Annotated in this window: 15 protein-coding genes; 5 read left to right on the forward strand and 10 right to left on the reverse strand. The window is 60.2% G+C overall.

Features of this window, described 5'->3' with window-relative positions; genetic code table 11:
* Positions 1-117 precede the first annotated feature (117 nt).
* On the forward strand, positions 118-270 hold the full coding sequence (locus tag AOA60_RS22855) for a DUF3309 family protein (protein WP_015885095.1): 153 nt from the start codon (positions 118-120) through the stop codon (positions 268-270).
* 52 nt (positions 271-322) lie between these two features.
* On the opposite strand, the gene AOA60_RS22860 is transcribed toward AOA60_RS22855, so the two are convergent.
* The 5 genes from AOA60_RS22860 to AOA60_RS22880 form a co-directional block, all read right to left on the reverse strand.
* Positions 323-2,410: an LTA synthase family protein gene (locus AOA60_RS22860; protein ID WP_099586350.1), complete on the reverse strand. Its 2,088-nt coding sequence runs from the start codon at positions 2,408-2,410 to the stop codon at positions 323-325.
* 455 nt (positions 2,411-2,865) lie between these two features.
* A complete protein-coding gene (locus AOA60_RS22865) occupies positions 2,866-3,057 on the reverse strand; it encodes a PLDc N-terminal domain-containing protein (protein WP_003172956.1) in 192 nt (63 codons plus the stop codon).
* 67 nt (positions 3,058-3,124) lie between these two features.
* Positions 3,125-3,655: a hypothetical protein gene (locus AOA60_RS22870; protein WP_099586351.1), complete on the reverse strand. Its 531-nt coding sequence runs from the start codon at positions 3,653-3,655 to the stop codon at positions 3,125-3,127.
* A gap of 41 nt (positions 3,656-3,696) precedes the next feature.
* Positions 3,697-4,212 (reverse strand): ankyrin repeat domain-containing protein, encoded by a 516-nt coding sequence (locus AOA60_RS22875; RefSeq protein WP_099586352.1) that lies wholly within the window; start codon positions 4,210-4,212, stop codon positions 3,697-3,699.
* A 95-nt stretch (positions 4,213-4,307) separates the two neighbouring features.
* Positions 4,308-6,134 carry a long-chain-acyl-CoA synthetase gene (locus AOA60_RS22880; protein WP_099586353.1) on the reverse strand — a complete coding sequence of 609 codons (1,827 nt, stop codon included), beginning with the start codon at positions 6,132-6,134 and terminating at the stop codon, positions 4,308-4,310.
* Positions 6,135-6,529: 395 nt separating this feature from the next.
* On the opposite strand from AOA60_RS22880, the gene AOA60_RS22885 reads away from it, so the two are divergent.
* Complete coding sequence (locus AOA60_RS22885; RefSeq protein ID WP_010208870.1) at positions 6,530-6,808, forward strand: DUF3509 domain-containing protein; 279 nt, start codon at positions 6,530-6,532, stop codon at positions 6,806-6,808.
* 60 nt (positions 6,809-6,868) lie between these two features.
* Here the strand turns inward: AOA60_RS22885 and AOA60_RS22890 are convergent, their stop codons facing one another.
* The 4 genes from AOA60_RS22890 to aroC all read right to left on the reverse strand — a co-directional run bounded on the left by AOA60_RS22890 (position 6,869) and on the right by aroC (position 10,195).
* Complete coding sequence (locus AOA60_RS22890) at positions 6,869-7,138, reverse strand: response regulator transcription factor (RefSeq protein WP_099586354.1); 270 nt, start codon at positions 7,136-7,138, stop codon at positions 6,869-6,871.
* Between the two features lie 207 nt (positions 7,139-7,345).
* The gene (locus AOA60_RS22895) at positions 7,346-7,876 is read right to left on the reverse strand and encodes an acireductone dioxygenase (protein ID WP_099586355.1); all 531 of its coding nucleotides are present in this window, start codon (positions 7,874-7,876) and stop codon (positions 7,346-7,348) included.
* Positions 7,873-9,033 carry an MFS transporter gene (locus tag AOA60_RS22900; RefSeq protein WP_099586356.1) on the reverse strand — a complete coding sequence of 387 codons (1,161 nt, stop codon included), beginning with the start codon at positions 9,031-9,033 and terminating at the stop codon, positions 7,873-7,875. The genes AOA60_RS22895 and AOA60_RS22900 overlap by 4 nt, the downstream gene beginning before the upstream one ends.
* Positions 9,034-9,103: 70 nt before the next feature.
* Positions 9,104-10,195 (reverse strand): chorismate synthase, encoded by a 1,092-nt coding sequence (aroC, locus tag AOA60_RS22905; protein ID WP_099586357.1) that lies wholly within the window; start codon positions 10,193-10,195, stop codon positions 9,104-9,106.
* 143 nt (positions 10,196-10,338) lie between these two features.
* Here aroC and AOA60_RS22910 point away from each other — a divergent pair, with 143 nt between their 5' ends.
* Both AOA60_RS22910 and AOA60_RS22915 read left to right on the forward strand, forming a co-directional pair.
* Positions 10,339-11,301 carry an alpha/beta hydrolase gene (locus tag AOA60_RS22910; protein WP_099586358.1) on the forward strand — a complete coding sequence of 321 codons (963 nt, stop codon included), beginning with the start codon at positions 10,339-10,341 and terminating at the stop codon, positions 11,299-11,301.
* Between the two features lie 100 nt (positions 11,302-11,401).
* Positions 11,402-12,208 (forward strand): hypothetical protein, encoded by an 807-nt coding sequence (locus AOA60_RS22915; protein WP_099586359.1) that lies wholly within the window; start codon positions 11,402-11,404, stop codon positions 12,206-12,208.
* 66 nt (positions 12,209-12,274) lie between these two features.
* Here AOA60_RS22915 and prmB read toward each other — a convergent pair whose 3' ends face one another.
* Positions 12,275-13,183, reverse strand: coding sequence for a 50S ribosomal protein L3 N(5)-glutamine methyltransferase (gene prmB / locus AOA60_RS22920; RefSeq protein ID WP_099586360.1), 909 nt, complete (start codon positions 13,181-13,183; stop codon positions 12,275-12,277).
* Positions 13,184-13,422: 239 nt separating this feature from the next.
* Here prmB and AOA60_RS22925 point away from each other — a divergent pair, with 239 nt between their 5' ends.
* Positions 13,423-14,013 carry a cysteine hydrolase family protein gene (locus AOA60_RS22925; RefSeq protein WP_099586361.1) on the forward strand — a complete coding sequence of 197 codons (591 nt, stop codon included), beginning with the start codon at positions 13,423-13,425 and terminating at the stop codon, positions 14,011-14,013.
* The last annotated feature ends 74 nt before the right edge of the window (positions 14,014-14,087 follow it).

Below are 14,087 nucleotides of genomic sequence, written 5' to 3' on the forward strand. Positions count from 1 at the left end.
AACACGGAATTTTCTGCGACGCGCAGCAGTCGGAGTTGTTAAGGCGCCCGTAATTAAACCTGCGGTCCTAATGTTTAATCATCAGTCCTTGCACAAGGCCTATAAGGAAATAAAACCATGAGCCTCATTCTAATTATCATCCTGATCCTGCTGCTGGTCGGCGGTCTGCCAGTGTTCCCGCATTCGCGCAACTGGGGCTATGGCCCGTCGGGTATCCTGGGTGTCGTGCTGGTTGTCCTGCTGGTCTTGTTGTTGCTCGGCCGGATATAAAAACCGCATAAAAAAAGAGGCCTAAAAAGGCCTCTTTTTTATTGCCGGTTAGTTAGTCCGGCTTGCCGTCAATTACGCCGGCGGTGTTATCCAACAGGCTTTTGGTGGCCGTCTGCAGGAACGATTCAAGTTTCTGCTTCAGCGCGGCCTCGTCCGGCGATTCAGCAATCACCTTACCGGTCGGGTTGGCGCCCAGTTCGTATTGCCACAATTTCGGTGGCATCTCCTTGGGCAGCACGAGGATGCGGTCTGCGGTAACCAAGGCCACGGTCTGGTCGCTGCCCGAAGGCTTGATCACGCCGAAGCCTTTATCGCCTTCCGGCAGGTTCAGCAAGTCACGGCCCCAGCACTGGTGCAGGGTGTCGCCACCGAGGCGGCCCATGATGGTCGGCACAATGTCGATCTGAGTGCCCACGGTGTGGTCACGCTCGCCGAACTTCTCCTGCATGCCAGGTGCGATCATCAGCATCGGCACGTTGAAGCGGCCCAGGTCCATCTCGGTGATCTGCTGTTCGTTGCCAAAGCCGTGGTCGCCCACGATCACAAACAGAGTTTCCTTGAAGTACGGCTCCTTGCGGGCCTTTTCAAAGAACTGGCCCAGGGCCCAGTCGGAGTAGCGCATGGCCGTCAAATGCTCGTTGAGGCTGCCACGGTCAGTGACTTTCTCAACCGGCAATGGGGTTGGCAACGCGTACGGCGTGTGGTTGGACAGGGTTTGCAGCAGTGCGTAGAACGGCTTGCCACCTTCGCGGGCTTTCAACTCCTGCAGGCCACGGTTGAACATGTCCTGGTCGGACACGCCCCACGTCGGGTCGGAGAACACCGGGTCGACGAAGTCGTTGCGGCCGATGAAGTTGGTCATGCCCTGGTTGCTGAAGAAGCCCGACTGGTTGTCCCAGGCGAAGTCGCCGTTGTAGACATACACGTCGTTGAAATCACGCGCGCTGAGCAACTGCGGCAGGCCAGACAGCTTGTGGCTGCCTTCGGGAGTCTGCATCAGGTATTCAAAACCCGGCAGGTTCGGGAAGCAGGCCATGGTGGCGAACATACCCTGGTGGGTATGGGTGCCGTTGGAGAAGAAGCGGTCGAACAGCAGGCCTTCCTTGGACAGTTTGTCGAAGGATGGCGTGATGTTGCCCGGACGACCCAATGCACCCACCGAGTGACCGGCGAAGCTTTCCATCAGGATGACCACGACGTTCTTGATCGGCAGGGTCTTCTCGGCCGGTGGCATGTAGTCACGGCGCACGGCGGCGGTGTCGGTATCCACCAGTTTCTCTTGGGGCAGTACCAGCATGTCGCGCACGGTCTGAGTCGCCAGCGGCTGATCCAGGGTGGCCTTCCAGATATTGGCACGGTCTTCACCGAACCGGGCCTTGGCCGCCGCGATCAGCGACAAGGTGCCATTGAGGCCCAACTGGTTGGCGAAGTTCGAGTCGGTGGTGTACACGTCACCCCAACGCAGCGGCGGGCCCTGGCGCAGGGTGCCACGAGCGGCAACCACGGCGATCAGCAGGCAGACCACGAACACCGCGATGCGGTTGTACCACGGCGCCACCTGGCGCGTGCCAATGCTGCCACCGCTGAACGGGCCGCGTGGGCGCGTGGCGCGGTCGGCGCCTTTGAAGGCGATACTCAGGATCAGCGTACCCACGGCCCAGGCCAGCAGGTAGCGCACCACCGGGAAACCGTACCAGAGCATGCTCATCACGGTTTTCGGGTCTTCCTTCACGTACTGGAAGACTAGGCCGTTGAGGCGCTGGTGGAACTCGCGGTAGAAGTCCATCTCCATCAAGCCCAGGAACAGGGCGATGCTGGACGCGATGGTCAACCAGAAACGGAAGAAGCCCCGCGCTGCCATGGCCCGTACGCTGAACAGTGCCAGCAGCAGCGGGATCAGCAGGTACACCACCAGGCGCAGGTCAAGACGCAGACCGTTGGCGAACGCTTCCAGGAAAGTCGAAGCCGGTGTGTCGAGGATCATCTCGCGGTTGTAGACCAGCAGCGCCAGGCGCAGCAGGGAGAACATCACCATCATGACCAGTGCGCAGAGCAGCGTGTACGCCAGATGGGATTTGACGGTCGGTTGCAGCAGGCGATTAGAAGCTCGCTGCTGACTCAGGGCGTCCGGGTTTGCCATGTCGTTTCAGGACCCATTGGAAGTTTAAGTGACGAAATATCGCAGTGGCGCGAATGGTGCCCGATCAGTCACAGCAAGGCTATTAATTACTGAACGTGCGCCGCTGCAGCGCCTTTAATGGCAGGCAGAAAAAGCCGGGGAATTGTCTTGGATGAGTTGTGAAAATTGTGTGCAGCGAATATTTCGATACACAAATCTAGAGGCACCCTGAAACCAAATGTGGGAGGGGGCTTGCCCTAATGCCAGTCAGTAAGGACGAACACCGTACCTGTGGCGAGGGAGCTTGCTCCCGCTGGGCCGCGAAGCGGCCCCAAAAATGGGACTGCTGCGCAGTCCAACGGGAGCAAGCTCCCTCGCCACAGGTTACTTTTTGCCCTTCTATCTCTTAACTGACCGGCATTAGGGCAAGCCCCCTCCCACACTGGGTAGTGCCTACTCCGGGTAGAGTGAGGCGATCAGATCCGCACGTTGCCCCGTGGCCCGGCAATCGCCCAGATAATCAGGCCCAGTACCGGCAGCAGCAAGATCAACAGGATCCACAACACCTTGGCGCCCGTGCTTGCGCCGCTTTTGAACACGTTGATGATCGCCCAGATATCCAGCGCGAGGATGATCAACCCAATCAAGCCATTAAAAGTGGAACCCATGGTGTCGCTCCTAAGTGAGGGCATGCCCTTGTAGGATAGTCAGCCCTGGCCGGGGTTCCGTTTTATTTCAGACGTGGATTGCCACCTTCAGCGCTTCCAGGGATGGCTCGGCCTTGATGCCGACTTCGGCACACAGCTCCAGCACCCGTGGCAGGTCGTTGCCGAACACCAATACAGCCTGGATCTCATCATCCAGCGGCTGGCTGAAATCAAGCAGCACATAGCCGCCATCTTCCGGGCTCAGGGCACTCATCTGGATCTGAATGCGGTTCAGGGCAGTGAGGCTTTCGGTCTTGGCCAATTGCTTGGGCTTGAGGTTGAACGCAACGCCCGGGCCGAACGAGGCGACGATCTGCGCAAACAGCTCACCGTACGTGTCGGCCTGGAACAGCACGGTCTCCGGCAGGCTGCCCACCACCACCCACTCCCCCAACGGAATCGGGAAGCTGTCGTCGTAGTTGATGTCCGGGTTGGCGGCCAGAAATGCAGCAGGATCCGCGTAGGCTTGGGCAGCCTCATCGGCGATCGTCGCGACCTCGTCGTCGCCCATGACCCCGGCGCTGATTTTGCTGATGAGTTCGACGAGGCTGGTTTTCATGGGGCGATCCTGTAGCGGGCTGGTTTTTGAGGGCGCAAAGCCTACACCAGTTTCTGCAACTGCGCCGCCGTATCCACTGCGCCCATGGTCTGGGCGGCTGCCAACGCGGTTGCGCCTTGGGCATCCGTGGCCTTGGGGTTGGCGCCCTGGCCCAGCAGGTAGTCAACCATGTCGACGCGGTTGAACATGGCCGCCATCATCAGCGCGGTGCGGCCATCAGAGGACGCGGCGTCTACCGGCGTACCGCCTTCGATCAGCGCCTTGACCACCGGCAGGTTGCCTTTGAAGGCGGCACCGGCAATCGGCAGTTGGTTCTTGTCATTGGCGATCAGCGGGTCGGCCTTGAACTCCAGCAGGACTTTTACCGCCTCGGCGTGGCCGTGGTAGGCCGAGAGCATCAGCAGGGTGTCGCCATTGTGATTGCGCAAATTGGCCGGCAAGCCTTTGGCCAGCAGCGCGGCAAGCATGGCCGCGTCACCGCGGCGGGCAACGTCGAAGACTTGCTCGGCAAATTCAGCGGCTTCATCTTCGGTCATTTGTTTCGGCTGGTCGGACATGTGGGGCTCCTTATCTGGTGCTTATAGGGCGCCAAGTGTCGCGAGGGAGTTCCCACCTGTCATGGTTTTTTTGTCAAAAGCCCCGATAGGCACAATCAATAGCGGAATTGACCGCCCTGGATCTGCGCCAGCAATTGCCCGGTGACCGGCACGTAGCAGTCCGAACCCGGCAGCCAGGCATACACCGGGTCATTGCCCGACTTGCCTGGATCAAAGGCCTCCTCCTTGAGCTTGACCTTCTGGTACTTGAAGGTGCCGGTGGTTTCCATCTTGACCTTGATCCGCAGGAACAGCGGCACCGCATAGGCCGGCAATTGGCCGTGGGCGAACTGCAGCAGTTCGCGCATATCCAGCGCGGCCAGGGATTCGCTCGGGGTGATGGCGACCATGCCCGCACGGCCGTTGGTGTTTTCGATCTCGACGCCATAAGCCACCACTTCGGCGATCTGCGGGTGTTGCAGCAGGACGTTCTCGACTTCGGTGGTGGAGACGTTTTCACCTTTCCAGCGGTAGGTGTCCCCCAGGCGATCGACAAATTGCGCATGGCCGAAGCCAATGCTGCGCAACAAGTCGCCGGTATTGAAGTAGCGGTCGCCCTTTTCAAACACGTCGGTGAGCACGACCTTGCGGTTCTTTTCCGGGTCGGTGTAGCCGTCGAAGGGGGATTTTTCATCGATTCGTGCCAACAACAGGCCCTGCCCGCCCGTGGGCACTTTATGCATGAAGCCATCGCTGCCACGCAGCGGCTCGCCGCCTTCGTGGTCGTAGTCGACGAGGGCCCAATGCTGCAGGCAAAAGCCAATGGTGTTGTCGAAATTCAAGACGTTGGTAAAGCCGATATTGCCGTCGCTGGCCGCGTACAACTCGCAGATATGCTCGACGCCGTAGCGCGTCTTGAACTGCGCCCACACGCCAGGGCGCAGGCCGTTGCCGACCATCTTGGTGACGCGATTGTCACGGTCGTTCTCGCCGGGCGGCTGGTCAAGCAGGTAACGGCACAACTCGCCGACGTAACCGAGGGTGGTTGCCTTGAACTTACGCGCGTCATCCCAGAACTGGCTGGCGCTGAACTTGCGGCGGATGGCAAAGCCCGACGCGCCGACAATCGCAGAGCCCCAGCACACACATAATCCGGTGGCGTGGTACAGCGGCAAGGTGCAATAGAGGACGTCATCCGGGCCCATGTCCAGGGCGATGCTGCCGAAGCTGACGGCAGTCTTGGTCCAGCGACCATGTTTCATGATCCCGGCCTTGGGCAGGCCGGTGGTGCCGGACGTGTAGATATAAAAGCACGGGTCATTGAAGAAGATCTGCGCGGTGCTGGCCGGGTTCTGCACCGAGCACCCGGCACTGGCCGCCATCAGGTCGATGTAACCGTCCGGCACCTCGCTGGACGGCTGGTCGGCGACGAACCAGGTTCGATCAGCCGTGATCGCGACCTGATCACGCACCTCTTGATAGGACGCCACCAGTTCCGCCCCGACAATAATGGCTACCGGGCTCACCAGGTTCAGGCTGTGCACCAGGGCCGCTTGGGTTTGCGCAGTATTGAGCATCGCGCAGACGCCCCCCAGCTTGGCCACGGCCAGCACGTTCAAGAGTAATTCGGGGCGATTTTCGACAAACAACGCCACTACGTCGCCTTTGCCAATGCCCTGGGCATGCAGGTGATGGGCGATACGATTGGCACGCTGGTTGGCTTCGGTATAGCTGAGCGCCCGGTCGCCGTACAGCAACGCATTGCCATCGGGATTGCGCAGGGTAGCTTGCTCAAAGTGCCACCCCAACCCGCAAGGCTGCGCGGGGTCGGTGACATTGGCGGCACGCATGCCACGCACGACGCGTGGCAGGGCACGAACAATGGAGGGCACCTTACGCAGCAACTTGCCCCAGGTGATCATGTCGTTGTGCGGGTGGCTCATGGCGGAACATCCTTTTTCTTATTGTTCGTATGATCCCAACGCATCCATACCTCGGTAAGAGGGAGGCCGAATGCATTGCAGGAAAATACGTCAGCCCTTCTTCGACTGTACACGCGGGATTTGAAAAGTTTTGTATCCCGACCGACGACAGCGGAATAACGGAATTTAGCGGCGCAAAGGCAGTCTTCATAAATAACGGGGCGCCGATTCGACCGTCCCGAGTAGCGCAAAATGCAGGATGCATGATGGCCATTCATGCAAATTGCACGAAACCGAAAATTTTATATTTTTATAACCTACTGATTTATAACGATATTTTAATAAATCAGAAGCTGGCACAATCACTGCACCTATCACTCCATGCTTGCCAACTTGAGCCAACGGAGCTGATAGACATGAGCCTGATCCAAGATAAATTCGCTTCAGTATTCTCCAACTACGACGTGACCACCCAGCCACGTCCCGACGGCGGTATCCTGTTGACCCTGCGCAACAGTGAAGGCAAACAGGTCAAGCGCTCGATTTCCTACCAGCAGTTGCACACTGCCGATCAACTCACCTGGGTGATCAGCGCCATCCGCCGCGACCTGGCCGAACAAGCCAGTGACCTGCCACAGATTTCGATGCTGCAAAGCCAGAACCGCTTTGCACTGCCGACCTACCATTCGGCTTAAGCACTGCACTATAAAAAAGGCCGCGACGCCGTTGAGCGTCGCGGCCCTTTTTCGTTGAAGTCAGCACAGGCCTTGGCGAGTCGCCTCGTTCATCGCCTGCACACGGTTGTTGACTTCCAATTTGCCGTAGATGTTGCGCAAGTGAAATTTGACCGTGGCTTCGGAAGTGGCACGAATCTGACTGATTTCCCAGACGGTCTTGCCCTCCGAGGCCCAGCGCAAGATCTCCAGTTCCGCAGGGGTCAGCGGCTTGCCGGACAAACTCAGGCGTCTCCTGACGGCATTGGGCACGAAATACGACGACTGAGACGGCTCCTCTGGGCCATTCATTACATCTCTCCTATTTATTGGCTGATGCCCAATCACCTCTCGGATTCCTCCTATTGACAGGTGATACAGCTGGTGCCGCAAAGAGTTACATAACGAACGGTTACAGTGCGCATGGGTCGCGATAAACAGCCAAACCCTACAAGCAACTAAGCTTCTTCCCACAACAACTTCCAACTTGCCGGGGTTGAAGATTCCAGTTGCCTGGTTTCAATCGTCCAAACCAGGGAAACGGCTGGCAATATCGTCGCCGGTGAATGCCGGCACCGCCCCTTGCGCGCAGTTAAACAAGTGCAGTGTGACCAAGTGGGGGTTCTCGCCCATATCAAACCAGTGCGCCATGCCGGCCGGGATCACCAGCAGGTCGTTTTTCTCACAGCGCACGGCGTAGACATAGTCGCCGATGTGCAGGGTGAACAGGCCTTGGCCGGCGATGAAAAAACGTACTTCATCTTCACTGTAACGGCGCTCATGGAGGAACCGGGCACGCAATTCGTCCTTCTGCGGATGGTCGCTCGTGACACTGAACACCGCCACCGCACCGTAGCCCAGCGCATCGATCTGCAGCTTATAGGCCGCAATCAGTTGCGCCTCGCTGGCGCCCTTCTCGATCAGGGCGGGCTGCCAGCGCTCGAACCGCACGCCGTGCTCGGCCAGCGTCGCGGCGATGTCGTCCGTGTGGGTCAGGACCTTGTTCGGGGTGTCCGGCGTAGCAACGTGGTAGACAGCGACATAACTCATTGAAGGGTTCCTTGGTTCTGCTCGTGCAATAGAAGGCCAATGATAACGGCCGCAGCCAGGGCGGCGACGCTGGCAATACTAAAGGTGAAGGTCGGCCCCAGCAGGTTCCAGCTATAGCCGGAGTACAGCGCGCCCAGCGCACCGCCGGTGCCCGCCAAAGCGGCGTACAACGCCTGGCCCTGGCCTTGTTGCTTGTCGCCAAAACTGCGTTGCACAAAGGCAATCGCCGCCGCGTGGAAGCTGCCGAAGGTGGCGGCGTGCATCACCTGTGCCAGCAGCAGTACCCAGAGGAATTCGGCAAACGAGCCCAACAGCAACCAGCGCAGCGCCGCCAACAGGAAACTGGCGAGCAGCACGCGGCGTACCGAGAAGCGCGTGAGGATGCGGCTCATGGCCAGGAACATCAGCACTTCTGCCACCACCCCGAGGGCCCACAGCATGCCGATCACGCCACGGCTGTAACCCAAGTGCTCCAGGTGCAAGGTGAGAAAGGTGTAATACGGCCCATGGCTCATCTGCATCAACGCGACGCACGCGTAAAACGCCAGTACGCCGGGGCTGCGCAACTGCTTGAGGAAACCATCACCGGCCAGGCGATTGCCCTGGGTGGCAGGCAGCGCATTCGGCACCCACAGGCTGGCGCCGATGATCCCGGCCATGATCACCACGACCACCACCGGGTAGATATCCAGGCTCAGCCAGTCGAATAGCCGGCCCATGATCACCACGGTGAGGATAAACCCGATGGAGCCCCACAACCGAACCTGGCTATAGCGCGACGTCTGTTTTTGCAGGTGCGCCAGGGTGATCACTTCAAACTGTGGCAGCACCGCGTGCCAGAAAAACGCGTGCAGGGCCATCACCAGAGCCAGCCAGGCGTAAGTCTTGCTGACGAAAATCAGCGAAAAGCTGATCAGGGTGCACACTGCGCCAAAGCGCACGATGGCCAGGCGGCGACCGGTATAGTCGCCCAGCCAGCCCCACAGGTTGGGGGCCACGCAGCGCATCAGCATGGGGATGGCCACCAGCTCGCCGATGCGCGCGCTGGAGAAGCCCAAGTGATCGAAGTACAACGCCAGGAAAGGTGCCGTCGCCCCCAGCAGGGCGAAGTAGAACAGGTAGAAGCTGGAGAGGCGCCAGTATGGAAGAGGAGTCATGCAGGGGGCTGCTTCGCAGCCCGGCGCGAGCAAGCTCGCTCACCACAACAAGCTCGCCCGCCACACATCGTCACAGTTGGCCCAGTACCGGGGTGTCCACCTGTACATCAGCATTTTGCCCGCGGTTGCGCAGCAAGTGGTCCATCAACACGATGGCCATCATTGCCTCGGCAATTGGCGTGGCACGGATGCCGACGCACGGATCGTGGCGGCCCTTGGTAATCACGTCCACCGAGTTGCCGTTGACATCAATCGAGCGGCCTGGGGTAGTGATGCTCGACGTGGCCTTGAGCGCCAGATGCGCAACGATGGGCTGACCGGAGGAAATGCCGCCAAGGATGCCGCCGGCGTTATTGCTGAGGAAGCCTTGTGGGGTCATCTCGTCACGGTGCTCGGTGCCGCGCTGGGATACGCACGCGAAGCCTGCGCCGATTTCCACGCCTTTGACGGCGTTGATGCTCATCAGCGCATGAGCCAGTTCGGCGTCCAGGCGGTCGAAGATCGGCTCGCCCAGGCCCGGCTTGACGCCCTCGGCGACCACGGTGATCTTGGCTCCGACGGAATCCTGGTCACGGCGCAACTGGTCCATGTAGGCCTCCAGCTCAGGCACTTTGTCCGGGTCAGGACTGAAGAAAGCGTTGTCATCTACGCTGTCCCAGGTCTTGAACGGGATTTCAATCGGGCCCAACTGGCTCATGTAGCCACGGACCACGATGCCCTGGGTGGCCAGGTACTTCTTGGCGATGGCACCGGCGGCCACACGCATGGCGGTTTCGCGCGCCGAACTGCGGCCACCGCCACGGTAGTCGCGCTCGCCGTATTTATGGTGATAGGTGTAGTCGGCGTGGGCCGGGCGGAACAGGTCCTTGATCGCCGAGTAGTCCTTGGACTTCTGGTCGGTGTTGCGGATCAGCAGGCCGATGGCGCAACCGGTGGTGCGACCTTCGAAGACACCGGAGAGGATCTCGACTTCGTCGGGTTCCTGGCGTTGGGTGGTGTGGCGGCTGGTGCCAGGCTTGCGGCGGTCGAGGTCGCGCTGCAGGTCCTCCAGGGACAGTTCCAGGCCGGGCGGGCAGCCGTCGACAATGGCGACCAACGCCGGGCCATGGCTTTCGCCCGCGGTGGTGACAGTGAACAGCTTGCCGAAGGTATTGCCGGACATGCAGGGCGCTCCGTGAAATCAGTTGAATCAAGTCAACCGTAATAACTTAAGGCGGCCAGTATACGCAGGCTAACCGACTAGTTCATCCTCGAAACCTTACCGGTCGACACGGGTCCAACCGGCACTCCCCGGATAATGGCACGATAATGCTGCGAGCTTTGCTGTTCACCCTCACCCTGTTCACCGCCCTGGCTCATGCCGCGTCCCCCGTCGTACTGCAACGGCCCATCAGCCTGGACACCGGCAGCGGCGAACTGTTTGGTTCGCTGCTGCTGCCCCAGTCCGACAAACCTGTGCCCGTGGTGCTGATCATCGCGGGCTCCGGCCCCACCGACCGCAACGGCAACAGTGCCGACGGCGCGCGCAACGACAGCCTCAAGCGCCTGGCGTGGGTGCTGGCCCGGCACAACATCGCCAGCGTGCGCTACGACAAGCGCGGTGTGGCCGCGAGCCTCGCCGCTACACCGGACGAACGCAACCTGACCCTCGACGCCTATGTGGCCGACGCGGTGGCATGGGGCAACATGCTCAAGGCCGACAAACGCCTGGGCCCGCTGATTGTACTGGGCCACAGCGAAGGTGCGCTGGTCGCCGCCCTCGCCGCCCCGCAACTCGACCCGGCGGGCGTGATTTCCCTGTCCGGCAGCGCCCGCCCGGTGGACCAGGTGATCCGCCAGCAACTGGCCGATCACCTGCCCCCTGCCCTGCTGCTGCGCAGCAATGAAATCCTCGATCACCTCAAGGCCGGCCAAGTGGATGCCGATGTACCTGGCCCGCTGGAGGCTATTTTCCGACCCAGTGTGCAGCCTTATCTGATCAGTCTGTTTCGCGCGGATCCGTCGGCAGCCTTTGCCAAACTGCGCATGCCCGCCTTGATCGTCCAGGGCACCAACGATATTCAAGTCGGTGTCGGCGACGCCCAGCAACTGAAGAGGGCCAAGCCCGATGCCGAGTTGACCGTGATCGAAGGTATGAACCACGTCATGCGCATCGTGCCCAACAACGTGAAGCAGCAACTGGCCTCCTACAATGACCCGCAATTACCCCTCGCCGCGGAGCTGGGCAACCGCGTGGTGCGCTTTATCGACGGACTTCAACCCCGTTAAGCGACAATTTGCCTCCAGTCCTGGGAAAACCGGCCGATAAGCCCAGTGTCGACAGCAAAAAAGACTGTCGGCTCGCTGGGCATGGACAGGATCGCGCCGCATGACAACCACTGAAGAAACACCCGAACAGACCGCCGACACCCCGGCTGAAAATACCGAGGCCGTCGACGCGGCGTCGTTGCCGTGGGCGGATGTCCAGGCCGAACACTTCAAGATGCTGCGCCTGGCGCCCCTGGCCATAGATCGCGCCACCGGCGTGCGGCCGTTGCGGTTTGTGCAGTTCGGCTATGCCGAGCGCAATGACAAACACCACAGTCTGTTGCGCATGGTCATTCAATTGCCCGGCCAGCGTGTACGGCGCGAGCAAAACCATCTGGATATCTGGGTCGACCACGACACCCATCGCGTGCATTTCGGTCCGGGCAACAGCCTGGAAATCGAGCCGGCCAACCGGGGCATCGGCCGTTTCCTGGTGGCTCAAGGCGCGGCCTGGGCGAAAAAGAAGTGGTCACACTACCGCGTTGACGGCGTCGACCTGGCCAACAAGGACGCGCTCAACGAAGCCACGCGCCTGCGCCGCGATCACTTCCTGCGCGTGCAGGGCTTTGATGTGGCCTACGCCGACGTGCAGCACCTCAAAGGCAACGTACAGCCGGGCAAGGTCAGCGATGTGCTGGACAGTTGGAACACTGAGAAGGTGCAGTTCGTCGAGATCCTCGAAGCCGCACAGATGCTGCAACAGGCCGATCAAAACCTGTTGGAGCAGGAAGTGAAGCTGCGCAAGGAAGAGGAAAAGGTCACCAAATTCAAGCGGGAGGACAGCGGCTTGCGCTTTACCATCACGTGTCTGGTGGCGTTTACCGTGTTTCAGGCGGGGTTGTTGATCTGGATTGCCACGCACCGCTGATGGGTTGTAATGCAATAAAAATGTGGGAGGGGGCAAGCCCCTCCCACACTCACCGTGTTTCTTCAGTCAGATCCTGGCGGCGAAGACTGCCTGATGTTCTCGGCACTGCTCGGCCGTGAGCATGAATACACCATGCCCACCGCGCTGGAATTCCAGCCAGGCAAAGTCCACTTCCGGGTACAGCGCCTCGACGTGAACCTGGCTATTGCCCACTTCAACGATCAGCAAACCCTTTTCGGTCAGGTGATCCGCCGCTTCGGCGAGCATCCGGCGCACCAGGTTCAAGCCGTCGTCGCCACAGGCAAGGCCCAGTTCCGGTTCGTGCTGGTATTCGTCCGGCATGTCGGCGAAGTCTTCGGCGTCCACATACGGAGGATTTGACACGATCAGGTCGAAACGCTGGCCCGGCAGGCCGTCGAAGCCATCACCCTGCACGGTGTAGACGCGCTCGTCGGCGCCATGGCGCTCGATGTTCTGGTTGGCCACTTCCAATGCTTCGAAGGACAAATCGCCCAGCACCACTTCGGCGTCCTGGAACTCGTAGGCACAGGCAATGCCGATGCAACCGGAACCGGTGCACAGGTCGAGAATGCGCGCCGGGGGTTGGGCCAGCCACGGTTCGAAGCGGTTTTCGATCAGTTCGCCAATGGGGGAGCGCGGGATCAACACACGCTCGTCGACGATAAACGACATGCCGCAGAACCACGCCTCGCCCAACAGGTAGGCGGTCGGTACACGCTCATGGATACGGCGGTGAAGCAGGCGCTGCACATGGGAGATTTCCTCTTCTTCCAGGTTGCAGTCCAGGTAGCTATCAGCAATTTCCCATGGCAGGTTCACGGCGCCGAGCACCAATTGCCGGGCTTCGTCCCATGCATTGTCGGTGCCATGGCCGAAAAACAGGTCTTCCCCATGGAAACGGCTGACAGCCCAACGGATGTGGTCGCGCAAGGTGCGCAGGCGGGAAGTGATCACGGGGGCAGACTCCTGGAAAAAACGACTGGCGATTCTAACAGCCTTCACCTGCACCGACGATCCACGAAAACCTGGCACCGCACGTCGGATTTTGTCCAAATCGCCATCATTCGGTTAAATACGCGGCCCTCTTGACAGAGCTGCACGCCAGCAACGGCGTACCTTACGATAGTAGCGATTCACAGAACCGCTCAGCCAGTGGACAATGACGCAAAAGCCCCCCTCACAGGAGCCCCAGAATGTCCGTTCCAAAGACGATGTTTCAACTCAGCGGTCGCGGTTACGCAGCAGCCAACCTGAATCATGCGACCCTCGTGATCATCGACGCCCAGAAGGAATACCTAAGCGGTCCTCTCGCCCTCTCGGGCATGGACGCGGCGGTTGACCATATCAAGCAGTTGGTTGATGCGGCCCGCAACGCTGGCCGTCCGATCGTGCATGTGCGCCACCTGGGTACCGTCGGTGGCCTGTTCGACCCGCAGGGCGAACGCGGTGAGTTCATTCCCGGCCTTGAGCCTGCAGGTGACGAAACCATTATCGGCAAGCTGCTGCCCAGCGCCTTCCACGGCACCGGCCTGGAAAAACACCTGCAAGACCTCGGCTCCCTGGACCTGATCGTCTGCGGCTTCATGAGCCATTCCAGCGTCAGCACCACGGTGCGCGCCGCCAAGAACCTGGGCTTTCGCTGCACCCTCGTGGAAGACGCCTGCGCCACACGCGATCTGCCTTACAAGGGCGGCGTCCTTAGTGCCGACCATGTACAGCAGACAGAAATGGCCATCATGGCTGACAACTTCGCCACCCTTGCGCTGACCAAAGATCTGATCTGATCGCCGTTCTGATGAGCGGCGCGGCACTGTTTATTGCCCCGCTCATCCGCTAAGCCCTCTCATTTGGCGCATTT

The sequence above is a fragment of the Pseudomonas sp. 2822-17 genome, assembly GCF_002742485.1.
GTDB classification, from domain to species: Bacteria; Pseudomonadota; Gammaproteobacteria; order Pseudomonadales; family Pseudomonadaceae; genus Aquipseudomonas; species Aquipseudomonas cyclaminis.

Excerpts from the sequence above, each read along its gene's own strand:
- AOA60_RS22860 (WP_099586350.1), bottom strand. The coding sequence starts at position 2,410 with ATGGCAAACCCGGACGCCCTGAGTCAGCAGCGAGCTTCTAATCGCCTG.
- AOA60_RS22915 (WP_099586359.1), top strand. The coding sequence starts at position 11,402 with ATGACAACCACTGAAGAAACACCCGAACAGACCGCCGACACCCCGGCT.
- AOA60_RS22925 (WP_099586361.1), top strand. The coding sequence starts at position 13,423 with ATGTCCGTTCCAAAGACGATGTTTCAACTCAGCGGTCGCGGTTACGCA.
- AOA60_RS22895 (WP_099586355.1), bottom strand. The coding sequence starts at position 7,876 with ATGAGTTATGTCGCTGTCTACCACGTTGCTACGCCGGACACCCCGAAC.
- AOA60_RS22855 (WP_015885095.1), top strand. The coding sequence starts at position 118 with ATGAGCCTCATTCTAATTATCATCCTGATCCTGCTGCTGGTCGGCGGT.
- AOA60_RS22865 (WP_003172956.1), bottom strand. The coding sequence starts at position 3,057 with ATGGGTTCCACTTTTAATGGCTTGATTGGGTTGATCATCCTCGCGCTG.
- aroC (WP_099586357.1), bottom strand. The coding sequence starts at position 10,195 with ATGTCCGGCAATACCTTCGGCAAGCTGTTCACTGTCACCACCGCGGGC.
- AOA60_RS22875 (WP_099586352.1), bottom strand. The coding sequence starts at position 4,212 with ATGTCCGACCAGCCGAAACAAATGACCGAAGATGAAGCCGCTGAATTT.
- AOA60_RS22870 (WP_099586351.1), bottom strand. The coding sequence starts at position 3,655 with ATGAAAACCAGCCTCGTCGAACTCATCAGCAAAATCAGCGCCGGGGTC.
- AOA60_RS22885 (WP_010208870.1), top strand. The coding sequence starts at position 6,530 with ATGAGCCTGATCCAAGATAAATTCGCTTCAGTATTCTCCAACTACGAC.
- AOA60_RS22880 (WP_099586353.1), bottom strand. The coding sequence starts at position 6,134 with ATGAGCCACCCGCACAACGACATGATCACCTGGGGCAAGTTGCTGCGT.
- AOA60_RS22890 (WP_099586354.1), bottom strand. The coding sequence starts at position 7,138 with ATGAATGGCCCAGAGGAGCCGTCTCAGTCGTCGTATTTCGTGCCCAAT.
- AOA60_RS22900 (WP_099586356.1), bottom strand. The coding sequence starts at position 9,033 with ATGACTCCTCTTCCATACTGGCGCCTCTCCAGCTTCTACCTGTTCTAC.